Here is a 25,890-nt window from a genome sequence, read left to right on the forward strand (position 1 = left end):
GTCCGCACAAGAAGGTCAAAAGACCAGGCCGCACAACGATCACCGCCGAATGGCATCAATAAGGGGAACGACCATGATCAAGACTTCCAGACTGTTTCTGGCAGCGGCAAGCTTCGCGCTTGCCTCTTCCACAGCCATTGCCGACGACGACAAGATCCTGATCGGCGGCGCACTCTCGATGACGGGCATTCAGGCTCCCCTCGACACGCCCGGCTACAACGGCGCGAAGGTCGCCGTGAAGTATCTCAACGACAATGGCGGCTTGCTGGGGAAGCAGGTCGAATTCGTCAATATCGACGGCAAGTCGGATCCGGTGACGGTCGGCAATGTCGCGGTCGAACTGATCGACAAGGGCGCCGAGATCATCGTCGCACCGTGCGATTTCGACTTCGGTTCGCCCGCGAGCCGTGAAGCGCAGTCGGCGGGCCTCGTCGGCATCTCGACCTGCGCCTCCGACCCGCTCTATTCCTCGTGGTCGCTCGGCGACAAGCAGTTCACGCTCTCCATGTGGAATACAACGATGGGTGCGACGGCCGCCGATTTCGCCGTCAAGGAAAAGGGCTGGAAGACGGCCTACGTCGTCACCGACCAGTTCATCGCCTATACAAAGTCGCTCTCGAAATATTTCGTGGAGCAATTCAAGGCCGATGGCGGCGAGATTCTGCTCGAAGACACCTACACGAACGGCGACAATAATTTTTCCGCGCAACTCGCCCGTCTCCAGGCGCTCGGCAAGAAGCCGGACGTGATCTTCGTCTCCTCCTACGGCACGGACATCGGTGTGATCATCCGCGCGTTGCGCGAAGTCGGCTACGATGCGCCGGTTCTCGGTGGCGACGCCTATGACGACCCGGCCATGCACGAGGCGCTCGGCGAAAAATTCGGCAATGACGTCTACTTCGTCACGCATACCTGGATGGGCCCTGAAGCGCATCCGGACATGCCGAAGTTCATCGAGCTCTACAAGGAGATGTTCGGCAAGGCGCCGGACACGTCCTTCGTCTCGACGGGCTGGGATACGATCATGCTGCTCGCCGAGGCGGTCAAGGCGGCCGGAACGACCGAAGGCGCAGCGCTCGCCAAGGCACTTGAAGATGGCCAGTTCAAGCTGCTGACCGGCGATCTCGACTACGGCACGAACGAGGAAGGCCATGTGCCGAACAAGGCTGCGGCCGTGATCGAACTCAAGGGCGGCAAGCCGAGCTTCGTTGGATGGCGTAAGCCGGAATCCCTGCCTAAGCCCTGATCGGTCAATTCGGGCCGGCCGCAAGGCCGGCCCCATCACTTCGGAAAAGCCATGTCTGAAACGCGTCTCGCGGTAAACGACGTGTCGGTGGAATTCACCGGCCTGCGCGCACTCGACCATGTCTCGCTCTCGGTCTCCGCCGGCGAGGTCGTCGGCCTCATCGGGCCGAACGGCTCCGGCAAGACGACGCTCATCAATGCCATCACCGGCCAGGTGAAGCTGGCGACCGGCACGATCGCCGCCGGCGACATCACCCTGTCGGGTCTCTCGCCGCGCGAGATCGCGCTTGCGGGCGTAAGCCGCTCCTTTCAGATCGTGCGCATTTTCAACTCGATGACCGTCCTCGAGAATGTCGAGGCGGCGGCGCTGGCAAAGGGCGCCTCCCGCGCTGTGTCGGCTGAACGCGCGAAGGACCTGCTGGCCGAACTCGGCCTGACGGCTAAGGCGGACGAGCTTGGCGAAAGCCTCAGCTATGGCGACAAGCGCCGCGTCGAAATCGCCCGGGCGCTCGCCGCCGAACCGCGCTTTCTGCTGCTCGACGAGCCCGCCGCCGGCATGAACGATGCCGAGACGGAAACCCTGCTGCACACGCTCGCCGAATTGCCCGAGAAACGCGGGCTCGGCCTTCTCATCATCGACCACGACATGGGTCTCATCATGCGCCTCTGCCACAGGCTGCATGTGCTCGCCTCCGGCCGCACGATCGCGGAGGGCGACGCCGCCCACGTCCGCAGCCACCCGGCCGTTATCGAAGCCTATCTCGGCAAGGGGGCGGCCCATGCTTGACGTCGCCGACCTTTCCGTCAGCTACGGTGCGATCCGCGCTGTACGCAGCATCAGCTTCACCCTTCGAAAGGGTGAGCTGGTGAGCCTGCTCGGCGCCAATGGTGCCGGCAAATCCTCGACCATCAAGTGCATCGCCGGCGCGCTGAAAGCCTCCGGAGGCACGATCACGCTCGAAGGCAAGGACATCACCGCGGCGAGCCCCGAACAGGTCGTGCGCGCGGGCCTTGCCACCGTGCCGGAAACCCGCGACGTCTTCCCGGACCTGACGGTCGCCGAAAACCTGATGCTCGGCGCCTATATCCATCGCCGCGACCAAGCTGGCAACCGCGACAACCTCGAGAAGCTGAACACGCTCTTCCCGCGCCTTGCCGAGCGCTCGAAACAGGCGGCCGGCACGCTCTCCGGCGGCGAGCAACAGATGCTCGTCATCGCCCGCGCGCTTATGGCGAGGCCACGGGTGCTTCTTCTCGACGAACCCTCGCTCGGCCTTGCGCCGGCCATCGTCGAACGCATCTTCGAGATGATCGAGGCGCTGAAGAAATCCGGCCTCACCATCCTGCTCGTCGAGCAGAACGTGAACCAGGCGCTCGCCGTCGCCGACCGCGCCTTCGTCATGCGCCTCGGCGCCATCGTCGCATCCGGCACGGCCGAGGAAATCCGCTCGACCAGCGACCTCAGCGCGCATTATCTGGGAGGCTGATCCATGGCTTTCGCGATCCAGTTCGTCATCGACGTCCTCAGCCTCGGCGGCGCCTATGCGCTGATGGCACTCGGCCTCGTGATCATCTACGGGATCCTTCGCCTCGTGAACTTCGCCTATGGCGAACTCATCATGGTGGCCGGCTATACGATGTTTCTCGCCAGCGGCTCGGGCCTGCCCTGGCTCGTCATGGCGGTGCTCGCCGTCGGTATGGCGATCCTCTTCGGCATCATCACCGACTACGCCGCCTTCCGTCCGGTGCGGGCCAAATCGGTGACGGCGGTGCTGATTACCTCCTTCGCCTTCTCCAACCTGCTGCAGAATGCGGCGCTGCTGTTCATCTCGCCGCGACCACGCAACGTGCCGCTGCCGGACATCTTCTCGCAGACTGTCTCGATCGCCGGTGCGATCACCCCGGTCCGCAACCTCATCACCATCGCCGCCTCCATCGCACTGCTCGCCGGCGTCGCCTTCCTGATGCGCAGGACGACGCTCGGCATCGCGATGCGCGCAGCGGCGACGAACTTCACCATGGCGCGCATGCTGGGGGTGCCGGCGAACCTCATCATCTCGTCCGCCTTCGCCCTTTCCGGCTTCCTCGCCGGCGTCGTCGGCATTCTCTGGATCGGCCGCATCGGCACCGTCGTTCCGGGCATCGGCCTGGAGCCGCTGCTCGTCGCCTTCATCGCCACGGTCATCGGCGGCATGCGGAGCCTGCCCGGCGCCGTTGTCGGGGGTTTCCTGCTCGCGCTCATCGACACCACGCTCAACTACACCCTGTCGCAGGATCTGCTGAAATTCCGCGACGCCTTCACCTTCAGCCTCGTCATCCTGATCCTGCTCTGGCGCCCCGACGGCCTCATCAGGGGTCCGGCGAGCGGACAGCGGACCTGAGGGGGGCGCGACCATGAAACACTCCTATTTCACCGCCCTCATCCTCATCGGCGTCATCGCCATCATCGCCGTCGGAAGCCAGCTCCTCGGCATCCGCCTCTATGACCGTATCGCCACCAACCTGCTGATCTCGCTCGTGCTGGTCATCGGCCTGCAGACCTTCATGGGCAATTCGGGCCTGCTCTCCTTCGCCCATATCGGCTTCATGGGCCTCGGCGCCTACACGTCCGCCGTGCTCACCATCCCGGCTCAGATGAAGGGCATGGCGCTGCCGGATCTCTACGATTTCATGAAGGTCGTGGAAGTTTCGCCGCTCCTCGCCATGCTCGCGGCGGGCGTGCTGGCCGCCGTCGTCGCGGCCGTCGTCGCCTATCCGCTGATGCGGCTTTCGGATGCGGCGTCGGTGATCACCTCCTTCGCGCTGCTCGTCGTGCTCTACACGGTCATGAACAACTGGAGCGCCTTCACCAACGGCCCGCGCACGCTCTTCGGCCTGCCGAAGACGACGGACATGCCGATCGCCGCCGTCGTCGCGGCGATCGTGGTGGTCGTGGCGCTTGCCTTCAAGGAATCGCGGACAGGCAAGCTGCTGCGCGCCTCGCGGGAGGACGAGGTCGCCGCTGCTGCCCTCGGCGCCGACATTCCGCACCTGCGCTGGCGCGCCTTCATCCTCGCCGCGTTCATCGCCGGCATCGGCGGGGCGCTGTGGGGACATTTCATCACCTCGTTCGCGCCGAAGGCCTTCTATCTGAAGGAGACGTTCCTCATCATCACAATGCTGGTGATCGGCGGCGCCAACACGGTGACGGGCGCGGTGGCCGGCACGATTCTCGTCACCTTCGCCTATGAGGGGCTGCGCGGCACGGAAGGCGCGCTCAACGCCACCGCCTTGGGCGCCGGCCAGGTCGTCGGCCTCACGGAAATCGTCCTCGCGCTCGCCATGATCGCGGTAATGATCGTCAAGCCGGGCGGTCTCTTCCCGAACCGCGAGATAGGCCACATCCTCACCCGCGCCCGCCGCAAGAAGGAGACAATTGCATGAGCTGGAAGACCGCCTACCGATCTTTCTACTATGCCGGTGCCGAGGAGCCGGACGACATCGTGCTCGATCCGGCGACGACGGCGCTGCTGGTCATCGACATCCAGAACACCTATCTCGACCCGAAGGATACGCCTGAGGAAACCGCCCGCTGGCAGCCTTTCTACGAGCGTATGCGCAAGACGGTGATACCGAACACGGCGCGGCTGATCGACGAATGCCGCAAGCGCAAGGTGGAGGTCATCTTCGCCCGCATCGCCTGCCTGAAGCCGGACGGGCGCGACCGCTCGCTGAGCCAGAAGAAGCCCGGCTTCAATTACCTGCTCCTGCCGAAGGAACTGCCCGAGGGCCAGATCGTTCCGGAACTGGAGCCGCGCAGCGACGAGATCGTCGTCACGAAGACGACAGACAGCGCGCTGACCGGTACGAACCTTCGCCTCGTCCTGCACAATATGGGCATCAAGGACGTCATCTGCTGCGGCATCTTCACCGACCAGTGCGTCTCCTCGACCGTGCGCAGCCTGGCGGATGAAAGTTTCGGCGTGGTCGTCGTCGACGACTGCGGCGCCGCGGCGACGGACGATCTGCACCGGCGGGAACTGGAGATCATCAACATGATCTACTGCCATGTCGTCTCGCTCGAAGAGGTTCTCACCTTTTTCAAATAGAGGAGATTGCCTGCTTGCCCGATCTCTACGCCCGCGAAAGCCGCTCGGTTTCGAAAATGGCGCATCTGCGGTTTTTTCCGCAGGCGGTCGTCGGGGGCAGCGGCGCTTATCTGACCGCCGACGACGGGCGGCAGCTTCTCGATTTCTCCGCCTCCTGGGGCGCGGCGAGCCTCGGCCACTCTCATCCGGCGATCCGTGAAGCGGTGGGCCGCGCGCTCTCCGATCAGGCGGGCGCGAGCTATCTTTCATCGGCCAACGAGGCTTGCGTGCTGCTCGCCGAAAAGCTGCTTTCGCTCGTGCCTGAGCGCGCCCGCGGCCGCGTCTGGTTCGGCCATTCCGGCTCCGACGCCAATGAGACGGTCGCCCGCATGGTCGTCGCCGCCACCGGCCGGCCGCGCATTCTAGCGTTCCACGGGGCCTATCACGGCGGCACCATCGGCTCCATGGGCGTTTCCGGCCATCCGGCACAACAGGGCAGTCGGGCACAGGGCCTGACGCTCGTGCCCTATCCGAACAGCTATGCCGCCGGCAGCCCCGAGGTTGCAAGCGACGCCGCGTTCGCCCGCCTCGAGCGGCTCTTCGCGACCGAAGTGCCGCCGGAAGAGGTCGCAGCGTTCTTCATCGAACCGATCCAGTCGGACGGCGGCATGCTGGTGCCGCCGGACGGATTCTTCAAGGCGGTGGAAGCGCTCTGCCGCAGGCACGGCATTCTGATCGTATCGGACGAAGTGAAGGTCGGCCTCGGCCGGAGCGGCCGCTTCAACGCCTTCGAGCATTCCGGTATCGAACCGGACATCGTCGTCTTCGGCAAGGGCCTTGGCGGCGGCCTGCCGATTTCTGCGGTGGTCGGTCCGGAAGCCATCATGAATCACAGCGTTGCCTTCGCGCTGCAGACCGTGCACGGCAATCCCGTCTGCGCGGCCGCCGCGCTGGCCGTGCTGCAGACGATCGAGCGCGACCACCTCGTCCTGAATGCGGAAAGAAGCGGCAAGGCGCTGCGCGCCGCGCTTGACCGCCTTGCCGCCGGCCATGCGCTGATCGGCGATGTGCGTGGCCGCGGCCTAGCCCTCGGCGTCGAGCTTGTGACCGATCCCGCCAGCCGCGAACCGGCTTCGCGTCAGGCGGCGCTGACCGTCTACCGCGCCTTCCAACTCGGCCTCGTACTTTACTATGTCGGCGTGCGGTCCAACGTGCTCGAACTCACGCCTCCGCTGACATTGACGCAGGCGGAGGCCGAGGCGGGTGTCGCTCTGCTCGACCAGGCGCTCGCCGATGTGGCCGCCGGACGCATCGATGAGGCCTTGCTTGGAGATTTCGCGGGCTGGTAACGGCGTCGCTGGCCTTTCATGGACGCATTGCGGGCTTCCAGGTCTCCAATCAGCTGCGTGAGTTCAATGCTCCGGCACGGGCGGTAGCGGAACAGGCCTTTGAAACGTGCGATGTAATTGCTTCCAGCCGGGATCGTGCATGTGAGCGTGCAGACCGGCCCGCTCCACGAGCGCCTTTGCTTCGGCTTCACCGAAAGCCAGCGCCTCATACATGTCGGCGGTCAGTACCCTGCCCTCCTCCATGATGATCCTGCCGTCGACGATCACCGTATCGACATCGCTGCCGAGAACCTGGTGGATCAGCCGGTGAACCGGCATCCAGTTGGGCGTCAGATGCGGCTTGCGCATGTCGATGATGACGATATCCGCCTTCTTGCCCGCCTCGAGCGAACCGATCTCGTGACCCATGCCGATGGCGCCGGCCGCATCGATGGTGATCATCTCGAAGACCTTGCCCGGCGGCAGGATATAGCGGTCGTGATTGTGTAGGATGTGCTGGGTGGCTTGGGCGCTGCGCGCGATCTGGAGCATATCGAAATGACGGCTCGGAGCCGCGCCGTCCGAAGTGATCGCGACCGGCACGCCCCGGGCCATCATCTCCATGATCGGCGTGGAGCGTCCGGGTGGCGCGTGGGTGACATGGGTGCCGGTTTCGGCCAGGATGTCGATCTCTTCGTGGGATATTCCCCAGCAATGCTGGAGGTGCACATCGGGGCCCAGCAGCGCATTTTCCTTGTCCTGCCAGGCCATGCGTATCTGTCCGGCGAAGGCATCGGAATGGATGCGCACGCCCCATTTGCGCGCGGTTTCACGGATGCGCCGCGCCTGCATCCGGTCGTTTTCGGTCAGATTGACGGCAAAGTCCGGCGTCGAGGCGTTCGACGGTTCGACCGAAGGCACGATCGTGAATGGCGTCAGGAAGACTTTGATGCGCCCGTCGGCGGTTCCGTTCAGGCTTTCGATGACGGCTTCGGCGCCCTCGATCATCTCCTCGAAGGAGACGCTGCGGCGCTCCGGCTTGCCGCTTTCCCACCGCGTGACCGATTGCGGCCAGGGCAGACCCGCTGGGCCAACGCAGATGATCTCGCGAAGCCCGAGTTCCGAATAGGCGCGAGCATGATTGATGGCGAATACCGGATCGTCGCTGCGCGGCATCGATGTGATGATGCTGGCCGAGGTGGTCACGCCCGCACGAAGTCTTTCCAGGCCTGAGACGAGGCCATCCGCATACCAGTAATCGCGGGTGACATAGTGATAGTAGGTCGGCGTCACGATGCGCATCCACAGCGAATTGGTGTCGGCGCCGATGCTGCGGATAAGCGCATGACCCGCATGCCCATGAGCATCGATCAGCCCGGGGATGATCATCTTGCCCCGGCAGTCGATCACTTTCTTTCCGGCATGACGAGGAGCCAGCGCTTGCGACGTGCCGATGTCGACAATCCTGTCCTTCTCGATTGCCAGCGCACCGTCCTCGATGATCCGCCGTGTCTCGTCGACGGTGACGATCGTCCCGTGAAGCAGCAGGAGCCCATCCATTTCCTATTCCCCTTGAAAATGCCGTTGGCGTTATTCGATGCGTGGTTTCCGCGCCCCGTAATGTCATTCCGAACTGTCGATGTTCTGATTCATAATTGCCAACAATATCGTTGACAATAAAACAATCGATTATGATACTGCCGAAAAATTCGGGCCAACCACTCTATCGACCGTCATAAGGGGAAGTTCATGTCGCGTTTAAACAGGTTTCTGATATCGGCGCTGGCCGCAGCGGCTATTGCCGCGCCGGTGCTGGCCACTTCGGCAAGCGCCGCCACGCTGCGCTGGGGCAGCCGGGCAGATATCTATTCGCTCGACCCGGATTCCGTTCCCTCGACATCCAATCTGGCGTTCCTGAACCACATCTATGAAGGTCTGATCCGTTATGGCCCGAACTTCGAGATCGAGCCGGCGCTCGCCACCGAGTGGAAGCTGATCGACAGCAAACACTGGCGTTTCACCCTGCGCAAAGGCGTGAAATTCCACGACGGAGCGGATTTCACGGCCGACGACGTGGTCGCCTCGATGAACCGCGTTTCGGACCCGACTTCGCCCCTGCGCGGCAACATTCCGCTCTATGTCGGCGTCAAGAAGGTCGATGATTTCACGGTCGATATCGAGGTTTCGGCACCGACCGCGCTGTTCCTGAACGACATGACCAATATCTTCATGTTCAGCGCCAAATGGCTGAAGGACAACAACGCAGAAAAGCCGACCGATATTGCGTCCAACACCGAGAATTACGCCACGCACAACACGAACGGCACAGGCCCGTTCAAGCTGGAAAGCCGCGTCCCGGACAGCAAGACCGTTCTCCTCGTCAACGATCAGTGGTGGGATCAGAAGAAGCACAATCTGGACCGGATCGAGTATATTCCGATCTCGTCGGCGGCAACGCGTGTAGCAGCGCTTCTTTCCAACGAAATCGATCTGCTCGATTCCGCCCCCATTCAGGATCTTCCCCGTCTGGAATCCTCGCCGGGTATCACCGTAAGCAAGCGCACGGAATTGCGCACGGTTTTCATCGGCTTCAACGGCAAGGAGAAGCTCGAAGACGGGCGTCCGAACCCGTTCCTGGACCTTCGCGTGCGCCAGGCAGTGGAAGCAAGCATCGACCGCGATCTCATCAACAAGAAGATCATGCGCGGGCTGGCGCGCCCTTCCGGCTCGCTCATAGCACCGGAAATCGCCGGCTATGCGAAGTCGCTCGACACTTATCAGCCTGCCGATTCCAAGCTTGCCCAGAAGCTGCTCGAAGAGGCCGGCCAGAAGGATCTCGCCTTTACCTATCTGTGCATGAACGACGAGAGCATCAACGAGGAAGACATCTGCTCGGGCATTGCAAACATGCTCAAGCGTGCCGGCTTCCAGCCCACCATCGACATGGGCCCGCGCGCCGTGCAGCAGCCGAAGCGCACCAATGGCAAGGCCGACATGTTCAATCTGAGCTGGGCAAACGAACCGACGCTCGATGCCTATTCGCTGCTCTCTCAGGTTCTCTCCACGCGCAGCGGCTCGACGGGCGTGTCCAACTATGGCGGCTGGTCCTATCCGGAACTCGACGATCTGGTGAAGAAGGCGGCACAGGAACCTGACACCGCCAAGCGTCTCGCGCTGGAAGAACAGGCGCTGAAAATCGCCAAGGACAGGGCGATCCTGATCCCGCTTCACCAGCAGCCGATCGCCTGGGGCATGCTGGACAAGGTCAAGAGCGTGGATTTCCGTGCCGACAACAAGCCGCGCCACTGGCATACGCAAATGGCCGAATAGGCCTGACCTTCCGGCCCGCAATCAGAGCGTTTCACCCCGGTGAGGCGCTCTTTTGATATGCAGCAGGATCGAAAATCCCATGAAACCTGATCTTTCCAGCCAACTCGTTCTGGGTGAGCGGACCGAGGGGCGAACGCTGATAACCGCACAATGGGTGCTCGCCTGGCGCGATGGCGGCCACGCCCTGATCCCCGACGGCGAAATCGTCGTCGAGCGAAACGAGGTGCTTTATGCCGGGCCGCGTTTCGAGGGGGACGTGGCGCGCCGCATCGATTTCGGTTCGGCGCTGGTCAGCCCCGGCCTGATCGACCTCGACGCCCTGTCCGATCTCGATACCTACCTGCTCGTCCATGACAACCAGCCCGGTTGGGCCAAAGGGCGCATCTGGCCGCGCTCCTATGTGGAGAGCGGACCCTATGAGATGTATTCCGCGGAGGAGCTGGCGTTCCAGAAGCGGTTCGGTTTCGGCCTCCTGCTGTTGAACGGCATCACCACCGCCGCGCCCATCGCGTCGCTCTACTATCGCCAATGGGCCGAGACCGTCGCGGAATTCGAAGCTGCGGCCGACGCGGCGGGCGATCTCGGGCTCAGGGTCTTTCTAAGCCCCGCCTATCGCTCCGGTGGGATGATCCTGGAGGGTCCGGGGCGTATCGAGCCGGTATTCGATGAGGCGCGGGGACTGCAAGGCCTTGCGGACGCGATCGATTTCATCGAGCGCAACCATGGCCGCCATAACGGCCTGGTCAACGGAATGCTGGCGCCGGACCGTATCGAAACCTGCACATTGCCGCTGTTGCAGCGCACCATGGCCGCGGCGCGCGATCTCGATTGCCGCGTCAGAATTCATATGGCGCAGGGCAATCTGGAACTCGACACCATGCGCAGACTGCATGGCGTTTCCGCGCCGCAATGGCTGGCGGATCATGGGCTCATGAGCGAAAGGCTGATCGCGCCGCATGGAACCTACGCCTCGCCACAGGATCTGCAGCTTTACGCGCAACATGGCGTTTCGATCGCGCATTCGCCGCTGGTCTCGGCGCGCATGGGCAGCATTCTCAATTCTTTCGCCGCCTGCCGCAGGCTCGGCATCAATATCGGCATGGCTACCGACACCGCGCCACCCGACATGTTGATGAACCTGCTGGTCGGGCTGATCGCCTGCCGTATCGGCGAGAAGGCTGCGGATGCGGTATTCTCCAGAGATCTGTTCGATGCCGCCACGCGCGGCGGCGCGAAAGCGCTGGGTCGCAGCGACCTCGGGCGGCTCGCCGCCGGCGCCAAAGCGGATATCGCCGTCTTCCGTCTCGACGATGTCCATATGACCCCGAGCGTCGATCCGGTCACCACACTGGTCGTCGGGGGTTCCGGCAAGGTGACGCAGGCCGTGTTTGTCGACGGGCGGTTATCGATGCTGGACGGCAAGGTCGCCGGCATCGACATGATTGCGGCGCGCGAGCGGGCGCAGCAACAATATGACGGCCTGATTGCCAAATATCCGGATCGCAGTTGGCAGCATCCGCCCGTCGGGAAAATCTTCCAGCCGAGCTATCCGGTATGGAAGGTCCAGTAGGGACTCACCTGGAACCGAGCATTTTGTCGACATATCCGACAGGGCCGATAGGACAAATATTGTCTACAATCACGTTGACAACTTTTTGCCGATCGCCATACTGTCCTCATATGACCTGGGAGGCAGGTCATATCGTATGGAGGAAAATCACACCCAACCCCGGTGTGCGCCCATCCGGCGCAAGCATTTGAGAATACCGCAACCGTCGACGGATGCGGCAGTGCATGACAACAGACCTCCGAAAAGGAGGCGCAAATTTCCAGAAGCGGAGCAAACATATGATGAAGAAACTTGGCCTCGCGGCCACGATGCTGATGGGCCTGACCTTGTCCGGCCATGCCGAAACGCTGAAATGGGGAGCGGCGCGCGATATCTACTCGCTTGATCCCTATTCCTATGGCGACAGCTATACGCTGTCCTTTCTCAATCACGTCTATGAAGGATTGGTGCGCTACGACGCCAATCTGAAGATCGAACCGGCCCTTGCCGAATCCTGGGAAACCGTTTCCGATACGGTCTGGCGCTTTCACTTGCGCAAAGGCGTGAAATTCCACGATGGCGCGGATTTCACTGCCGACGACGTGCTCGCATCCCTGAAGCGCGTCAGCGATCCGGTTTCGCCGCTTCGCGGCAATCTGCCGGCCTACAAGTCCTCCAAGAAGGTGGACGACCATACGATCGATATCGAGCTGAGCGGGCCCTATCCGCTGCTTCTCAACGACCTCACCAACATCCACGTCTTCGACGCCGGCTGGCTGAAGACCAACAATTCGGAAAAGCCGACCGATGTCGGCGCGAAGATCGAAGGCTACGCCACCTATCACACCAACGGCACCGGTCCGTTCAAGCTGGAAAGCCGGGTCCCGGATTCCAAGACGGTCCTCGTGAAGAACCCGGACTGGTGGGACAAGACCTCCAAGTCCAACATCGACCGCATCGAGTTCACGCCGATCACCTCGGCGGCGACGCGCGTCGCCGCGCTCCTTTCCGGCGAAGTCAACTTCACGGAAAACGCACCGTCGCAGGATCTGCCGCGGCTGCAGGCGCAGCCCGACCTGAAGGTCATGGAGCGCACCGATCTGCGTACCGTCATGGTCGGCTTCAACCGCAAGCCGGAACTCGCGAACGGTTCGGAGAACAAGTTCAACGACCTGCGCGTGCGTCAGGCTTTTGCCCATGCGCTCGACCGGGATCTGATCCAGCAGCGCGTCATGCGCGGAAAGTCGCGCACGGCAGGCGCGGTGGTCGCGCCGGAAATTCCGGGTTACGCTCCCGAGCTGGACACGACGCTGGCATTCGATCCTGCCCTCTCGAAGAAGCTTCTGGCCGAGGCTGGCGCTTCGGACTATCCGTTCACGCTGGTTTGCACGACCGACGCCTATGTGAACGAGGAAGAGCTTTGCCAGGGGCTGGTGAACCTGCTGAGCCGCGCAGGCTTCAAACCGCAGCTCGACATTGCCCCCACCGCCGCACAGGCGCCGAAGCGTACGAGCGGCAAGGCCGACGTCTATCTGATCGGCTGGGCCACGGAACCGATGCTCGACAGCTATTCGATCCTTCTCCAGATGATTCAGACGAAGACGGCCAATGCCGGCGTCTTCAACTGGGGCGGCTGGAGCTATCCGGAGATCGATAAGCTGATCGTGCAGGCGTCGACCGAAATGGACCGCACCAAGCGCCTGACGCTGCAAAGCAAGGCGCTGCAAATGGTGAAGGACGAGATCGTGATGCTGCCCTTGCACCAGCAGCCGATGGCCTGGGTCATGTCGAACAAGATCGAAAAGATCGTGCAGCTGCCGGACAACAAGCCGCGCCACTGGCTGACGCAGTTTGCCGAATAATTCATCCACGACGCTCCGGGACTCCCGGAGCGTCCTGTGACCGAGGAATTCCTATGCTGGTTTTTATCATAAAGCGCCTGGCAAACGCCGTCATGGTGATGTTGGCCGTCGCTTTGCTGGCCTTTCTGATTTTCCGGCTGGCGGGCGATCCCGTCGAGATGATGGCCAACGAGCAGATGACGCAGACCGACCGCGATAATCTGCGCGAACGGCTGGGCCTCAACGATGGCCTGATGACACAATATACCCGGTTCGTGGTCAACGCCGCGCAGGGCAATTTCGGCATCTCCTACCGCAACGGCCAGGACGTGCTGAGCCTGATCGCCGAACGCTTTCCGGCGACCCTGGAGCTGGTGCTGGTTGCCACGCTGATCTCCCTGCTGCTCGGCCTGCCCCTCGGCGTGCTGACCGCGATCAAGCGCGGCAAATGGTATACGGAGGGCCTGCAGTTTATCTCCATTGTCGGGGTCTCGCTGCCGAGCTTCGTCGTCGGCATCCTGCTGATCCTCGTCTTCTCGGTTACGTTCGGCTGGCTCCCGGCTTTCGGTCGCGGCGATGTCGTGCAGCTTGGCTTCTGGTCGACGGGGCTCCTGACGCCTTCGGGCCGCGCGGCGATCCTGCTGCCGTCCGTCGCTCTGTCGCTTTATCAGGTCACGCTGGTCATGCGTCTTGTCCGCGCTGAAATGCTGGAAGTGCTGCGATCTGATTACGTGAAATTTGCCCGCGCCCGAGGCATTCCGCGCTGGCGCATCTATTTCCGCCATGCGCTGCGCAACTGCCTGATGCCGGTCGTGACCATGACCGCGATGAATGTCGGTTCGCTGATTGCCTTCGCGCTCATCACCGAAACCGTGTTCCAGTGGCCAGGCATGGGCATGCTCTTCATCCAGGCCGTGACCTTCCTCGATATTCCGGTGATGGCGGCCTATCTCTGCATCATTTCCTTCATCTTCGTCGTGCTCAACACGCTGGTGGACATTGCCTATGCGGTAATCGATCCCCGCTTGCGTACAGCCCGCTGAAACGCCCGTTGAACCGACTGTGGGGCCAAGACCGATGCGTATCCAGACTTCTCAAACTCCGCCCGTCACCCGTCCATCGCTTTTCCAGCGTATCCGCCAAAGCGATTTGTGGTGGTCGTTCACCCATAGCAAGACGGCGATGTTCAGCGCCGCGTTGCTGGCGATCCTGATCCTGACGGCACTGGTCGCACCGCTGATCGCACCGCAGAACCCCTATGACGGCGCAGCGCTCGACATGTGGAAGGCCGAACTGCCGCCGGTATGGGAGGAAGGCGGAGAATGGCCCTATCTTCTCGGCACCGACACGCAGGGCCGCGACATGCTGTCGGCCATTCTCTACGGGACGCGCATTTCCATCGTCATCGGCATCGCCTCGGTGGCGCTCTCCCTGCTGATCGGCATGAGCGCGGGGCTGATCGCCGGCTACTTCGGCGGGTTCATCGACAATCTGCTGATGCGCTTCGGCGACATCACGCTGTCCATTCCGACCATCCTCGTCGCCATTCTCGTCTCGACGGTCGTGCGTCAGATGCTGCCCGTCAGCCTGCGAGAGGTCGGGGCGTCTGCGGTGCTCATCCTCGCCATCGCCCTATCCGCCTGGGTGCAATATGCCCGCACGGTTCGCGCGCAGGCCATCGTCGAAGCCGGAAAGGACTACGTGTCGGCGGCGCGGCTGATCGGCGTCCCTGCCCGGCGCATCATGGCCAATCATATCCTGCCCAACACGCTGACGCCGATCATGGTGGCGGCCACGCTCAACTTCGGCATGGCGATCCTCACCGAAGCCACGCTTTCGTTCCTCGGCATCGGCATGCCGCCGAGCCAGCCGTCTCTGGGAACGCTGATCCGCATCGGCAATCAGTTCCTGTTTTCCGGATCCTGGTGGATCGTGCTCTTCCCAGTCATTCAGCTCTGCCTGCTGGTCGTGGCCGTCAACATGCTCGGCGACTGGCTGCGTGATGCTCTCAATCCGAAACTGAGGTAAGCCTTATGAACGACCTTTTGCTCCGCAATGTCCGGCCGATGGCAGGAGAATCCTGCGATGTCCTGATCAGGGACGGAAAGATTGCCGGTTTCGGGCGTTTTGAGGCTGAACCGGGAATGGCCGTGGAAGACGGCGGCAACGCCATCGTCGCGCCCGGCCTGATCGATGCGCATACCCATCTCGACAAGACCACCTGGGGCATGCCGTGGCATGTCAACAACCGCGCCGCGATCCTGCGCGAGCGCATCGATTTCGAGCGCGAGCACCGTCTGGACATCGGCATAGATCCGCATCGTCAGTCGATGCGCCATGCGATCGGTCTGGCGGCTCATGGCGCAACCCATATCCGCAGCCATGTCGACATAGATCCGGTCCACGGCCTGTCGCTGGTGGAGGGCGTCTGGCAAACGCGCGAAAAACTCAAGGGCGTCATCGACATCGAAATCGTCGCGTTCCCGCAGTCGGGCCTGATGGTCATGCCCGGCACGAAGGAGCTGCTCGACGAGGCGCTGCGTCAGGGCTGCGAAGTGCTGGGCGGCATCGATCCGTGCGGCATCGACCGCGATCCGAAGGGACAGCTCGACATTCTGTTCGCGCTCGCCACAAAGCATGGCGTGCCGATCGACATTCACCTGCATGAGACGGGCGATCTCGGCGCCTTCACCATGGAACTCATCTTCGAGCGCATCCGCGCCAACGGCATGGAAGGCAAGGTGGCGATCAGCCATGCCTTTGCGCTCGGCATGAACGATTATCTGCGCGTCGGCCAGCTGATCGAACAGCTCGCCATTCTGGATGTCGCCATCCTCACGACAGGTGCGCCTTCGGCCACAGTGCCGTCGATCAAGCGCCTGAAGGAAGCGGGCGTGCGCATCGGCGGCGGCTGTGACGGCATCCGTGACACCTGGGGTCCGTGGGGTCAGCCGGACATGCTCGATCGCGCCAAGGTCATCGGGATGAAGAACGGCGTGCGCTCGGATCACGATCTGGAACATGTGCTGCACATCGTCTCGCAGGGCGGTGCGGATGTCATGCGCCTGGAAAATTACGGCCTCGAGGTCGGTTGCAATGCCGATTTCACCCTGCTGACCGGTGAAACGCTGGCGCATGCGGTGGTGGACGTCGCTCCGCGTCCGCTGGTCGTCAAGGGCGGTCGCGTCACGGCCCGTCAGGGCGTCGCTGTGGTGGAGATGCCGTAATGAGCGAGACATTCGATACTCTTCCGCTCGGCCGTCGTCCGGATGGGCGCACACTGATCACCGCCGGCTGGGTGGTCGGACATAAAGACGGCAGCCACCGGCTTCTGCGCAATGGCGAGGTCGTTTTCGAGAACGGCGAGATCCTATTCGTCGGGCACCGTTTCCCCGGCGAAGTGGCCCGCCGAATCGACTTCGGCGATGCCTTGATCAGCCCTGGACTGATCGATCTCGACGCACTGTCGGATCTCGATACGACGATCCTCGGCATCGACAATCATCCCGGTTGGGCAAAGGGCCGCGTCTGGCCGCGTTCCTATGTCGAAGCTGGTCCTTATGAAATGTACACGCAGGAGGCGCTGGCCTTTCAGAAGCGGTTCGCTTTCGGCCAGCTGCTGTTGAACGGCATCACCACTGCCGCTCCCATTGCGTCGCTGTTTTACCGTGAATGGGGTGAAACGGTCGCCGAGTTCGATGCGGCTGCGCAAGCCGCCGGCGAACTGGGTCTGCGTGTCTATCTCAGCCCCGCCTACCGTTCGGGCGGCATGGTGCTGGAAGCACCGGGCAAGATGGTGCCTGTCTTCGATGAGGAGCGCGGCTTTCAGGGTCTGAACGACGCCATTTCCTATATTGAACGCCAGAATGGCAGCCATGGCGATCTGGTGCGCGGCATGCTGGCGCCGGACCGTGTCGAGACCTCGACGATCAAGCTTTTGCAGCGCACCGATGCCGCCGCCCGCGATCTCGGCTGCAAATTCCGGCTGCACATGGCACAGGGCGCGATGGAAGTGGAGACGGTGCGGATGCTGCACGGCTCGACCGCACCGAGCTGGCTTGCAAAGCACGGTCTGTTGAGCGACCGCCTCATCGCGCCGCATGCCACCAACGCCACGGACGAGGATCTCGGTCTTTACGCGGCGAATGGCGTTTCCATCGTCCATTGTCCGCTGGTTTCGGGCCGTGGCGGCTCGATCCTCAACTCCTTCTCCGCCTGCGTCAGGCGCGGGATCAATGTCGCCATGGGGACGGATACGACACCGCCCGACATGCTGATGAACCTGCTTACGGGCCTTATCACGGGCCGCATCGCCGACGGCGCACCCGACCGCCTGCGTTCTGCCGACCTGTTCGATGCGGCGACGATTGGCGGCGCGAAGGCACTGGGCCGTTCCGATCTCGGCCATCTGTCACCGGGGGCCCGTGCAGATATCGCGGTCTTCCGCCTCGACGACACCGTCATGGCTCCGTCCATCGATCCGATCACCACGATCGTCACCGGGGGGTCTGGCAAGATCACGCAGGCGGTCTTCGTCGATGGCCGCGTCTCCATGCTGGATCGCCAGCTCGCCGGCTTCGACATGCAAGAGGCGCGCATTCAGGCGCAGGCTCAATATGACGGGCTGATCGCCAAATATCCCGAGCGGAGCTGGAACAATCCTCCGGTCGCCGCAATCTTCCCGCCCAGCTATCCGATAGAGGGGGCCGCAAATGGGTGACATCCAGGAACCAGTCATTGAAGTTCGCAATCTGCGTGTGGATTTTCCGGGCCGTCGCGGCACGGTGACCGCGCTGTCGGACGTCAGCCTGTCGATCCGGCCGGGTGAGATTCTCGGCGTCGTCGGCGAGTCCGGCGCAGGCAAGTCCATGACCGGGCTCGCCATTCAAGGCCTGCTCGAAGCGCCGGGCCATATCGCCGGCGGCGAGGTCTGGCTCGGCAAGCGTCGCATCGATACGCTCGACGATCGCGCCATGGAAAAGATCCGCGGCCGCGAGATCGGTGCGATTTTCCAGGATCCGCTTACCTCTCTCAATCCGCTGTTTTCGGTTGGCGCACAGCTCGTCGAAACCATTCGCCGGCACCTCGGTCTCGGTAAGGCTGAAGCCCGCGCCCGCGCCGTGCAGTTGCTGCGCGATGTCGGCATTCCCTCGCCGGAGGAGCGGGTCAATCAGTATCCGCATCAGTTCTCGGGCGGCATGCGCCAGCGTGTCGTGATTGCGCTGGCGCTTGCAGCCTCGCCGAAACTCGTCATCGCCGACGAACCGACGACGGCGCTCGACGTGTCGATCCAGGCGCAGATCATCTCGCTCCTGCGCAAATTGTGCAAGGAGAAGCAGGCCGCCGTCATGCTCGTCACGCACGACATGGGCGTGATCGCGGAAGCTGCCGACCGCATCGCGGTCATGTATGCCGGAAGGCTGATCGAGATCGGGGCTGTCGAACAGGTGCTGCACCAGCCGCGCCATCCCTATACGCAGGGTCTGATGGCTTCGATTCCGTCGCTCGGCGCGCGTGTCGAGAGGCTCAACCAGATCGACGGCTCCATGCCGCGGCTGGACGCGATACCAGAGGGCTGCGCCTTCAATCCGCGCTGCAAGATGGCGGGGCCGCGCTGCCGGCGCGAACGCCCGGAACTCGTTTTTGCCGGCCAGAGTGCAAGCGCCTGCTGGCTGAGCGCAGGAGGCACCGCATGACCAAACCTTTGCAAAAGACCCCGGCTCTGACCGTCGACCGGCTGGTCAAGACATTCGACGTGTCCGCTCCCTGGCTCAACAGGGTAGTGGAGCGCAAGCCCCGACAGTATCTGCAGGCCGTGAACGATATCAGCTTTACCGTTCCCGCCGGCGGCTGTCTCAGCATTGTCGGCGAGAGCGGTTGCGGAAAATCCACCGTTGCGCGCCTCGTCACCGGCCTGCATCGTCCGACGAGCGGCGAAATGCGCTTTGCGCCCGGCAGGAGCGGCGCGCCGCTTTCGGCGCAGATGATCTTTCAGGACCCTTACGCTTCGCTCAATCCGCGCTGGCGGGTGAAGAACATCATCGCCGAACCGCTGCGCGAACTGAAGCTGCGCAAGACCGCGGCCGAGGTGACGGAGCGCGTCGAAGAGCTTCTGGGCATTGTCGGGCTCTCGCCATCCGATGGCGAAAAGTTCCCGCACGAATTTTCAGGCGGACAGCGCCAGCGTATCTCGATCGCCCGCGCGCTGGCGAGCGAACCCGAATTTCTGGTCTGCGACGAGCCGACCTCGGCGCTCGACGTGTCGGTGCAGGCGCAGGTGTTGAACCTGATGCGCCGTTTGCAGGACGAGTTGGGGCTTACCTATCTCTTCATCAGCCATGACTTGAGCGTCGTTCGCCAAATGTCGGACCGCATTGCGGTGATGTATCTGGGCCGTATCGTCGAGGAAGGCGACACGGAAGAGTTGTTCGCTCAGCCGCGCCATCCCTACACGCGGCTCCTGCTGCAGACGATTCCGAACATCGAGGCACCGAACCGCAACCGCGAGCCGGCCAGCGGCGAAGTGCCGAGCCCGCTGAAACCGCCTTCCGGCTGCGCCTTCCACCCGCGTTGCCCGATCGCCACGGCGCGCTGCTCCAAAGAAGTGCCTACGGTGCGGGTCTTGCAAAACGGCACCCGGGTAGCCTGTCATCTGGCAGAGGACGTGATCGCGGAACGTTTACCTGAAGCGGGATGAGGAAAAGTCTGTGCGGTTTTCCGCCCGCGTCCCGCCTCTCGACGTCTTGGAATAGATCACAATGCCGGCGGTCGGCCGTTTCAAGCCAGTGCTGCGCGCAGATCGTGCGAAAAGTCCCGTATCTCGCTCAAGTCGAGCTCGGATTCCACATGTTCCAGATGATGCGACATGAGATGGACGGCTCTCTGGGCTTCTTTCGCCGCAATCGCCTTGACGATGTCGGCATGTTCGTCGGGGCCGCAATTGAAGCGCGTGGTGTTCCGGTAAACGGCCGTAATCAGCGAACTGCGGGCGATAAGGTCGCGCATTGTCGTAAACAGGAAATCCGACCCGGTCAGTTCGGCCAGCAAAAGATGGAAGCCGCCGGAAAGCTTGATGATATCCGTGGTGCTGTCTTCGGCATTGGCGATCCGCTCATTTTTGACATGATCGCGGAGCCGCTTCACGCTATCCTTCGACATCGAACTGCAGAGCCGCTCCACGACGCATCTCTCCACCGCCTGGCGAACGAAAAACACGTCGCGAGCCTCTTCCACCGACGGCTTGCAAACGAAAGCACCGCGATTGGGAATGATCGTTACGAGGCCGTCGCGTGCGAGAACGGTCAGCGCCTGACGAACACGTGCGCGACTGACGTGAAAAATCGAGGCCAGCTGTTCTTCTTTGAGTTGCACGCCAGGACGCAATCGCCGTTCAGCGATGGAAAGCCATACCCTTTCGACAATCTGCTCGACCGACATCGCGGCTTGTTCGCGCATACCCTGTTCTCCTTGCTGAAACAGACAATCGCCAAGCGCGTGAAAAAGTCAACTCGCGGATTCAAATGGCTTGCAATATTGTCTACAATATGAAAGCTTATTGTAGATCATAAGACCGACATTTTGGGACCGCGATGGAATTCGACTTCGAAGAAATTGAGCCGCAAAGCCGCTATCGGCTGCTGACGAATTTCATCGGCCCGCGCCCGATCGCGCTCGTGACGACCCGCTCCGAGAGCGGACATAGCAATGCTGCGCCGATGAGTTTCTTCAACGTGTTTTCACATGATCCGGCCATCGTCGTCCTGGGCATCCAGCCGCGTTTAACCGGTGAGCCGAAGGACACGATGGTCAATATTCGCCGCTCCGGTGAATTTGCCATCAGCATGGTCGATATGGCGTTGTCTCAACAGATGTTGATCTGCGGCCTTGGCTTCGACAGCGAGGTCGACGAGCTCGAAATGGCCGGATTGAAAGCCGCCCGGTGCCGCAAGATCGATGTTGCCTATGCCGAGGAGGCGCCGTGCATCTTCGAGTGCCGCGTCGAGCGCCTGATCGACTATCCCCGCCGCACCCTCGTACTGGGCGAGGTAGTGCACATGCATGTGCGCCGCGACTGCCTCGACGCCGACGGTCATTATGTGGACCCGGAACGTTACCAGCCGATCGCCCGGCTTCATGCCGACAATTACATCACGTCAGACCGCCAGTTCGTTTTGAAGGCCCCGCCGATCGCCGATTTCGTCAAAAAGAAATAGGCGTCAATGAGAGGCAACCGAGAATTTCATCATGCATATTCATCTCATCAATCCCAATTCTACAGCCTCCATGACCGCGCAAGCGCTCGAAAGCGCCTTGCTGGTCAAACATGCCCATACGCACGTCTCCGCCTCCAATCCGACCGATACCCCGGCCAGTATTGAAGGTGGTGCAGATGAAGCCATGTCGGTTCCGGGAATGCTGGCGGAGATCCGCCAGGGGGAAGCGCAGGGCGTCGACGCCTATGTCATAGCGTGTTTCGACGACCCCGGACTGCATGCCGCGCGCGAAGTCGCCAAAGGCCCCGTGATCGGTATTTGCCAGGCTGCGGTACAGGTGGCCATGACGATCAGCCGTCGCTTCACCGTCATAACGACGCTTCCGCGCTCGGTTCCGATCATTGAGGATCTGGTCAGCGATTACGGCGCCGAGCGTCATTGCCGGAAAGTCCGTGCTATCGATCTTCCGGTCCTTGCCCTCGAGGAAGATCCGCAAAAAGCCGAGCGGCTGCTGCTCAAGGAAATCGAGATTGCCAAAGCCGAGGATGGTGCCGAAGCGATCGTCCTTGGCTGTGCGGGAATGTCATCCTTGTGTGCCCGCCTCCAGAGAGCGACGGGAGTGCCGGTAATCGATGGAGTGACTGCTGCAGTAAAGATGGCCGAAGCGCTGCTTGGCGCAGGATACACGACTTCCAAGCTCAACGCTTACGCCTATCCCCGAGTTAAAACGGCGACCAGTCACAAGGTTTGCGCTTAAAGCACTTCCAGGTGCGCTTATCATAGGACGCGCGGCGCTGTAGGAAAGTTTTCGGAGGACTGCACCCTCTCCTTTTTCCTCATCCCTGTGCTCCGTCACAGGGATCCAGCAGCGCCGCGTCTGCGGCGCGGAAGAGTCTTTCCAGCCCAAGGACTTGGCCTGGCTGGATTCCTGTGACGAGCACAGGAATGAGGGACCGGGGATATGTGGGCGATTACAATCTCCAATTGCGAATATGCGAGGGGACGGCCGACCTGCGACGCAATGAAAGGTTACGTCTACATCTCGCATCGAAGCGAAGCGGGACGATGTATACGGGCGGGAGCTTCCGCGCCGCCTCGCTGTCTTCACGGTTTACGAAGCGCGCCGAGGGACCGCACCCTCTCTACTCTCATCCCCGTGACGAGTGCGGTTCCCCTAATGCAGCTCATGCCGCGTGCTTCAACGGTCGCGCTCGCTCGACACGCTCGCGTTCCTTGGGCGTGTTCATTACCTCCCAAAGATCGTTGCGACGCTGCACGTTGAGCCAGAAGTCCGGGCTGTTGCCAAAAACGCGGGCGAGAATGAGTGCGGTTGCGGCGGTCACGTTCCTGCGGTTCCCGCATAACTCGTTGACGTGCTTGCGTTGCACGCCCATCGCCTCGGCTAATGCGCCCTGCGTCAGACCCATCGGCTCCATGAATTCCTCGGTTAAAATCTCGCCGACAGTCGCCGGCTTGCGCTTGGTCGTCAGCATATCTGCCTCGCTCTCATCGGTAGCTGTGATCGTCCAGGTAAATCCCGTCCGCCTCGCCGCGTTCGCCATCCCAGCGGAAGATCAGCCGCCATTGCTGGTTCACACGGATCGAATGGAAACCCGCCAGATTGCCGCGCAGTTTCTCGAAGGAATTGCTGGGCGGCACACGTAAGTCCTGATCTGTCGCGGCATCATCGATCATCTGGAGTTTGCGGAACAACCGGACCTCAATATCCGACGGGATGTTGCGAGAATGGGCATCGTCCACGAAAAAAGCCCGCAACCAATCATCCCGAAAACCAACGATCATTCCTCATCTCCACCGCGGAGGTAATGTACCGCACTATAACTCATAGCGCAAAGTTAATCCTGTCAGATGCTTGTGCGCATCACAGGAACGAGGAAATCAAACAAGCGGCGGCGGGCGGCCCGAATCTCAACAGGCTTTAGAGAACCGACCATCGCTGACATTTTTTCGAGGTGAGCTCGCCGCTCCTTACCCGGCGCCGAAAAGGCCTTTTGCGGCTCTTATGTCTCTTGTTGCGGGGCTGCTTTCATCTTTCCTTGCGATCGGGATACCATCTCTGATTGCGGATGAATTCGAGGAAAGCCCGCACGGCCGCGCTCGTATGTCGCCGGCTCGGATAATACAGATACCAACTCGGCAGCTTCTGCTTCCAGTCGCAGAGCAACTCAATAAGTCTGCCTTGTTCGACATCGTCACGGACATAATCCTCGAACAGGTGAGCGATTCCCGATCCCGCGAGCGCGGCCTGGAGCTCCTGATGCGCTGAACTCAATGTCAACCGACCTTTCGGGGTGATTTCCACTTCGTCGCCGTCACGCGCAAATTTCCACGTCACCATGGTCCCGCCGGGGAAGCGGCGGCGAATACAGTCGTGCTGTAAGAGATCGCCTGGTGAGCCGGGTCGGCCGCATTTGCGAAGATAGTCAGGCGAGGCCACGATCGCATATCGCAAGGCCGGACCGAGGGGCATGGCGATCATGTCCTGGGCGAGCTGGTTCCCGAAGCGCACCCCGGCGTCGAAACCTTGCTCCACGATATCGATGATCGCAGCATCGCTGACGATCTCGACATTGACGTCGGGATAAATTTTCATGAACTCAAAGGTCAGAGGGCACAGAACGTGGTCGGCGGCCGGTCCCGGTGCGTTGATCCGCACGGTGCCTGATGGGCGCTCGCGAAGCTGATTGAGGTCGTCGACCGCTGTTCTGATTTCGTAAAGAGCGGGCCTTAGCCGCTCGAGAAGCCGCTCGCCCGCTTCAGTAGGCGCGACGCTGCGTGTCGTTCGGTTCAGAAGCCGGATCCCCAGCGCTTCTTCGAGCACGCTGATCGATTGACTGATGGCGGACGACGAAACACCCCTGCCAAGCGCGGCGGCTCTAAAGCCACCACAGCGCACGACGTCCTCAAAGATCTCCAAGCTGTCGAGGCGTAGTGGCCGCATTGCAAAGCCCTGCTTAATAAGCTGATCGGTTTTGATTAGCTTATCCTCACGTCCAACCTGTGTCATCCCTAGAAGAAGTCGCCAGACGGCGGCACCAGATGCAGCACCTGAGATCAGCTATTCGAACGGATCAAAAGCATGAGTGAAATTACTTTGAATCGTAGGAAGATCATGCTGACAGCCGCATCGGCGGTCACGGGAATGATCTTGCCGACCGGGATGGCGGCCTCTGCGCGGGCAGCCCCCGCCGCGTCGCTTCCGCCTCAGGGGGGAAATGCCGGCTATTACCGCTTCCGCGTCGGCGACATCTCGGCGACCGTGCTGAGCGACGGGCTGATCGGCGGCCCTCCCCGCATCTACGCCAGCAATGCGCCAGAGGCAGAGCTGCAGGACGTTCTGAGGCGCGCCTTCCTGCCGACCGACCGGCTGACGCTGAATCTCAACACGCTTCTTCTCGAGACGAATGGCAAGCGGATCCTTCTCGAAGCCGGAGCCGGGCAAACCATGGGTCCGCAAGGCGGTCGCATCTTCGAGAACCTGGCCGCGGTTGGTTTACGGCCGGAGGACATAGACGTTGTGGTGGTCTCGCACACGCACCCGGACCATGTCGGCAACCTTCGAACAGCGGAGGGCGGCAAGGCATTTCCGCGGGCTGCCGTCTTTGCGCCTCATGCCGATTGGGACTTCTTCGTCCGTAACGTTCCGGATCTTTCCTACATGCCGGTGCCCGAGGACTTTCGCCGCAATTTCGCAGCGGCTATCAAGCGGAGCGTTGAACCCGTCACCAAGGGAATCGAGTTGTACGAAGCCGGCGCGGAGATCGTTACCGGGCTGACCACGCTTCCAGCATCCGGCCACACGCCGGGCATGGCGAACTTCCTTGTTCAATCCGGGAACGATCAGCTCCTACTGACCGCCGATCTCGCCTACCACCCGATCGTCAATGTCGACCGGCCCTGGTTGCCCGGGCCAGATCGCGACAAGGACACCGCACTCGCATCCCGCCGCCGCATCTTCGACATGGCGGCGGCAGACCGGCTCCTCGTGCTCGGCTTCCACTATCCGTTCCCGGGCCTTGGCCGAATGCTCAAGACGGACGCCGGCTATGCCTGGGTTCCGGCCGATTGGCAGTTCTGATCCAGTGAGAGGAAATCGTGCTCGACCTCCCCCCAAACACGAAAAGGCCCGCTGATGCGGGCCTTTTCGTGTGTATGTGTATGTATATGTGTTTGGTTGCGGGGGCAGGATTTGAACCTGCGGCCTTCAGGTTATGAGCCTGACGAGCTACCGGGCTGCTCCACCCCGCGTTATCCGAGTTTTGCGCAGCAAAATCTCGTTATTCCGTCCGAGTTTTG

General features: G+C 61.9%; 24 protein-coding genes and 1 tRNA gene. 19 read left to right on the forward strand and 6 right to left on the reverse strand.

All coding sequences use genetic code 11. From position 1 onward, the window contains the following. Nucleotides 1–73: 73 nt before the first annotated feature. Genes BHD07_RS20385 through BHD07_RS20415 form a run of 7 tightly spaced genes read left to right on the forward strand, consistent with a single transcriptional unit; the run spans nucleotide 74 to nucleotide 6,661 of the window. Nucleotides 74–1,246 carry an ABC transporter substrate-binding protein gene (locus BHD07_RS20385; RefSeq protein WP_018095853.1) on the forward strand — a complete coding sequence of 391 codons (1,173 nt, stop codon included), beginning with the start codon at nucleotides 74–76 and terminating at the stop codon, nucleotides 1,244–1,246. A gap of 51 nt (nucleotides 1,247–1,297) precedes the next feature. Further along, nucleotides 1,298–2,032, forward strand: a complete 735-nt coding sequence (locus BHD07_RS20390; protein ID WP_100671952.1) for an ABC transporter ATP-binding protein — start codon at nucleotides 1,298–1,300, stop codon at nucleotides 2,030–2,032. Further along, complete coding sequence (locus BHD07_RS20395) at nucleotides 2,025–2,732, forward strand: ABC transporter ATP-binding protein (protein WP_018095855.1); 708 nt, start codon at nucleotides 2,025–2,027, stop codon at nucleotides 2,730–2,732. The genes BHD07_RS20390 and BHD07_RS20395 overlap by 8 nt, the downstream gene beginning before the upstream one ends. Nucleotides 2,733–2,735: 3 nt before the next feature. Continuing rightward, the gene (locus BHD07_RS20400; RefSeq protein ID WP_018095856.1) at nucleotides 2,736–3,626 is read left to right on the forward strand and encodes a branched-chain amino acid ABC transporter permease; all 891 of its coding nucleotides are present in this window, start codon (nucleotides 2,736–2,738) and stop codon (nucleotides 3,624–3,626) included. Nucleotides 3,627–3,639: 13 nt separating this feature from the next. After that, nucleotides 3,640–4,668, forward strand: a complete 1,029-nt coding sequence (locus BHD07_RS20405; RefSeq protein WP_338282872.1) for a branched-chain amino acid ABC transporter permease — start codon at nucleotides 3,640–3,642, stop codon at nucleotides 4,666–4,668. Beyond that, a complete protein-coding gene (locus tag BHD07_RS20410) occupies nucleotides 4,665–5,333 on the forward strand; it encodes a cysteine hydrolase family protein (protein WP_018095858.1) in 669 nt (222 codons plus the stop codon). Before BHD07_RS20405 ends, BHD07_RS20410 begins: the two co-directional genes overlap by 4 nt. A gap of 14 nt (nucleotides 5,334–5,347) precedes the next feature. Then, nucleotides 5,348–6,661 (forward strand): aspartate aminotransferase family protein, encoded by a 1,314-nt coding sequence (locus BHD07_RS20415; RefSeq protein WP_100671955.1) that lies wholly within the window; start codon nucleotides 5,348–5,350, stop codon nucleotides 6,659–6,661. A 63-nt stretch (nucleotides 6,662–6,724) separates the two neighbouring features. Here BHD07_RS20415 and BHD07_RS20420 read toward each other — a convergent pair whose 3' ends face one another. Beyond that, a complete protein-coding gene (locus BHD07_RS20420; protein WP_100671956.1) occupies nucleotides 6,725–8,200 on the reverse strand; it encodes an amidohydrolase family protein in 1,476 nt (491 codons plus the stop codon). 189 nt (nucleotides 8,201–8,389) lie between these two features. On the opposite strand from BHD07_RS20420, the gene BHD07_RS20425 reads away from it, so the two are divergent. The 9 genes from BHD07_RS20425 (at nucleotide 8,390) to BHD07_RS20465 (ending at nucleotide 20,057) form a co-directional block, all read left to right on the forward strand. After that, nucleotides 8,390–9,970: an ABC transporter substrate-binding protein gene (locus BHD07_RS20425; RefSeq protein WP_100671957.1), complete on the forward strand. Its 1,581-nt coding sequence runs from the start codon at nucleotides 8,390–8,392 to the stop codon at nucleotides 9,968–9,970. Between the two features lie 79 nt (nucleotides 9,971–10,049). Continuing rightward, nucleotides 10,050–11,540, forward strand: a complete 1,491-nt coding sequence (locus BHD07_RS20430) for an amidohydrolase family protein (RefSeq protein WP_100671958.1) — start codon at nucleotides 10,050–10,052, stop codon at nucleotides 11,538–11,540. 278 nt (nucleotides 11,541–11,818) lie between these two features. Next, nucleotides 11,819–13,381, forward strand: a complete 1,563-nt coding sequence (locus BHD07_RS20435) for an ABC transporter substrate-binding protein (RefSeq protein ID WP_018095863.1) — start codon at nucleotides 11,819–11,821, stop codon at nucleotides 13,379–13,381. A 53-nt stretch (nucleotides 13,382–13,434) separates the two neighbouring features. Then, entirely contained in the window at nucleotides 13,435–14,403 is a 969-nt protein-coding gene (locus BHD07_RS20440; protein WP_018095864.1) for an ABC transporter permease, read from the forward strand. Between the two features lie 34 nt (nucleotides 14,404–14,437). Further along, entirely contained in the window at nucleotides 14,438–15,388 is a 951-nt protein-coding gene (locus BHD07_RS20445; protein ID WP_100671959.1) for an ABC transporter permease, read from the forward strand. Nucleotides 15,389–15,393: 5 nt separating this feature from the next. Beyond that, on the forward strand, nucleotides 15,394–16,587 hold the full coding sequence (locus BHD07_RS20450) for an amidohydrolase family protein (RefSeq protein WP_100671960.1): 1,194 nt from the start codon (nucleotides 15,394–15,396) through the stop codon (nucleotides 16,585–16,587). Then, on the forward strand, nucleotides 16,587–18,080 hold the full coding sequence (locus BHD07_RS20455; protein ID WP_100671961.1) for an amidohydrolase family protein: 1,494 nt from the start codon (nucleotides 16,587–16,589) through the stop codon (nucleotides 18,078–18,080). Before BHD07_RS20450 ends, BHD07_RS20455 begins: the two co-directional genes overlap by 1 nt. Next, nucleotides 18,073–19,056 carry an ABC transporter ATP-binding protein gene (locus BHD07_RS20460; RefSeq protein WP_018095868.1) on the forward strand — a complete coding sequence of 328 codons (984 nt, stop codon included), beginning with the start codon at nucleotides 18,073–18,075 and terminating at the stop codon, nucleotides 19,054–19,056. The genes BHD07_RS20455 and BHD07_RS20460 overlap by 8 nt, the downstream gene beginning before the upstream one ends. After that, nucleotides 19,053–20,057: an ABC transporter ATP-binding protein gene (locus tag BHD07_RS20465; protein WP_100671962.1), complete on the forward strand. Its 1,005-nt coding sequence runs from the start codon at nucleotides 19,053–19,055 to the stop codon at nucleotides 20,055–20,057. Before BHD07_RS20460 ends, BHD07_RS20465 begins: the two co-directional genes overlap by 4 nt. Before the next feature lie 80 nt (nucleotides 20,058–20,137). On the opposite strand, the gene BHD07_RS20470 is transcribed toward BHD07_RS20465, so the two are convergent. After that, nucleotides 20,138–20,815, reverse strand: coding sequence for a GntR family transcriptional regulator (locus BHD07_RS20470; protein WP_018095870.1), 678 nt, complete (start codon nucleotides 20,813–20,815; stop codon nucleotides 20,138–20,140). Nucleotides 20,816–20,949: 134 nt separating this feature from the next. Between BHD07_RS20470 and BHD07_RS20475 the strand changes: the two genes are divergently transcribed. Continuing rightward, nucleotides 20,950–21,573, forward strand: coding sequence for a flavin reductase family protein (locus BHD07_RS20475; protein ID WP_018095871.1), 624 nt, complete (start codon nucleotides 20,950–20,952; stop codon nucleotides 21,571–21,573). A gap of 31 nt (nucleotides 21,574–21,604) precedes the next feature. Next, nucleotides 21,605–22,330, forward strand: coding sequence for an aspartate/glutamate racemase family protein (locus BHD07_RS20480; protein ID WP_100671963.1), 726 nt, complete (start codon nucleotides 21,605–21,607; stop codon nucleotides 22,328–22,330). Between the two features lie 427 nt (nucleotides 22,331–22,757). On the opposite strand, the gene BHD07_RS20485 is transcribed toward BHD07_RS20480, so the two are convergent. From BHD07_RS20485 to BHD07_RS20495, 3 genes are all read right to left on the reverse strand, one after another. Continuing rightward, nucleotides 22,758–23,066 (reverse strand): HigA family addiction module antitoxin, encoded by a 309-nt coding sequence (locus BHD07_RS20485; RefSeq protein WP_100671964.1) that lies wholly within the window; start codon nucleotides 23,064–23,066, stop codon nucleotides 22,758–22,760. Between the two features lie 13 nt (nucleotides 23,067–23,079). Then, nucleotides 23,080–23,376, reverse strand: a complete 297-nt coding sequence (locus BHD07_RS20490; protein WP_100671965.1) for a type II toxin-antitoxin system RelE/ParE family toxin — start codon at nucleotides 23,374–23,376, stop codon at nucleotides 23,080–23,082. Nucleotides 23,377–23,620: 244 nt separating this feature from the next. Continuing rightward, a complete protein-coding gene (locus BHD07_RS20495; RefSeq protein ID WP_198516706.1) occupies nucleotides 23,621–24,601 on the reverse strand; it encodes a LysR family transcriptional regulator in 981 nt (326 codons plus the stop codon). Nucleotides 24,602–24,706: 105 nt separating this feature from the next. On the opposite strand from BHD07_RS20495, the gene BHD07_RS20500 reads away from it, so the two are divergent. Continuing rightward, nucleotides 24,707–25,672, forward strand: coding sequence for an MBL fold metallo-hydrolase (locus BHD07_RS20500; RefSeq protein WP_100671967.1), 966 nt, complete (start codon nucleotides 24,707–24,709; stop codon nucleotides 25,670–25,672). 93 nt (nucleotides 25,673–25,765) lie between these two features. Here BHD07_RS20500 and BHD07_RS20505 read toward each other — a convergent pair. Next, a tRNA-Met gene (locus tag BHD07_RS20505) sits at nucleotides 25,766–25,842 on the reverse strand. Nucleotides 25,843–25,890 lie beyond the last annotated feature (48 nt).

The sequence above is a fragment of the Sinorhizobium sp. KGO-5 genome (genome assembly GCF_036245905.1).
In the GTDB taxonomy this organism is placed as follows: domain Bacteria; phylum Pseudomonadota; class Alphaproteobacteria; order Rhizobiales; family Rhizobiaceae; genus Sinorhizobium; species Sinorhizobium meliloti_A.

Excerpts from the sequence above, each read along its gene's own strand:
- BHD07_RS20480 (WP_100671963.1), top strand. The coding sequence starts at position 21,605 with ATGCATATTCATCTCATCAATCCCAATTCTACAGCCTCCATGACCGCG.
- BHD07_RS20455 (WP_100671961.1), top strand. The coding sequence starts at position 16,587 with ATGAGCGAGACATTCGATACTCTTCCGCTCGGCCGTCGTCCGGATGGG.
- BHD07_RS20390 (WP_100671952.1), top strand. The coding sequence starts at position 1,298 with ATGTCTGAAACGCGTCTCGCGGTAAACGACGTGTCGGTGGAATTCACC.
- BHD07_RS20500 (WP_100671967.1), top strand. The coding sequence starts at position 24,707 with ATGCTGACAGCCGCATCGGCGGTCACGGGAATGATCTTGCCGACCGGG.
- BHD07_RS20430 (WP_100671958.1), top strand. The coding sequence starts at position 10,050 with ATGAAACCTGATCTTTCCAGCCAACTCGTTCTGGGTGAGCGGACCGAG.
- BHD07_RS20460 (WP_018095868.1), top strand. The coding sequence starts at position 18,073 with ATGGGTGACATCCAGGAACCAGTCATTGAAGTTCGCAATCTGCGTGTG.
- BHD07_RS20465 (WP_100671962.1), top strand. The coding sequence starts at position 19,053 with ATGACCAAACCTTTGCAAAAGACCCCGGCTCTGACCGTCGACCGGCTG.
- BHD07_RS20470 (WP_018095870.1), bottom strand. The coding sequence starts at position 20,815 with ATGCGCGAACAAGCCGCGATGTCGGTCGAGCAGATTGTCGAAAGGGTA.
- BHD07_RS20425 (WP_100671957.1), top strand. The coding sequence starts at position 8,390 with ATGTCGCGTTTAAACAGGTTTCTGATATCGGCGCTGGCCGCAGCGGCT.
- BHD07_RS20495 (WP_198516706.1), bottom strand. The coding sequence starts at position 24,601 with ATGACACAGGTTGGACGTGAGGATAAGCTAATCAAAACCGATCAGCTT.
- BHD07_RS20400 (WP_018095856.1), top strand. The coding sequence starts at position 2,736 with ATGGCTTTCGCGATCCAGTTCGTCATCGACGTCCTCAGCCTCGGCGGC.
- BHD07_RS20450 (WP_100671960.1), top strand. The coding sequence starts at position 15,394 with ATGAACGACCTTTTGCTCCGCAATGTCCGGCCGATGGCAGGAGAATCC.
- BHD07_RS20475 (WP_018095871.1), top strand. The coding sequence starts at position 20,950 with ATGGAATTCGACTTCGAAGAAATTGAGCCGCAAAGCCGCTATCGGCTG.
- BHD07_RS20435 (WP_018095863.1), top strand. The coding sequence starts at position 11,819 with ATGATGAAGAAACTTGGCCTCGCGGCCACGATGCTGATGGGCCTGACC.
- BHD07_RS20410 (WP_018095858.1), top strand. The coding sequence starts at position 4,665 with ATGAGCTGGAAGACCGCCTACCGATCTTTCTACTATGCCGGTGCCGAG.
- BHD07_RS20445 (WP_100671959.1), top strand. The coding sequence starts at position 14,438 with ATGCGTATCCAGACTTCTCAAACTCCGCCCGTCACCCGTCCATCGCTT.
- BHD07_RS20395 (WP_018095855.1), top strand. The coding sequence starts at position 2,025 with ATGCTTGACGTCGCCGACCTTTCCGTCAGCTACGGTGCGATCCGCGCT.
- BHD07_RS20485 (WP_100671964.1), bottom strand. The coding sequence starts at position 23,066 with ATGCTGACGACCAAGCGCAAGCCGGCGACTGTCGGCGAGATTTTAACC.
- BHD07_RS20385 (WP_018095853.1), top strand. The coding sequence starts at position 74 with ATGATCAAGACTTCCAGACTGTTTCTGGCAGCGGCAAGCTTCGCGCTT.
- BHD07_RS20490 (WP_100671965.1), bottom strand. The coding sequence starts at position 23,376 with ATGATCGTTGGTTTTCGGGATGATTGGTTGCGGGCTTTTTTCGTGGAC.
- BHD07_RS20420 (WP_100671956.1), bottom strand. The coding sequence starts at position 8,200 with ATGGATGGGCTCCTGCTGCTTCACGGGACGATCGTCACCGTCGACGAG.
- BHD07_RS20405 (WP_338282872.1), top strand. The coding sequence starts at position 3,640 with ATGAAACACTCCTATTTCACCGCCCTCATCCTCATCGGCGTCATCGCC.
- BHD07_RS20440 (WP_018095864.1), top strand. The coding sequence starts at position 13,435 with ATGCTGGTTTTTATCATAAAGCGCCTGGCAAACGCCGTCATGGTGATG.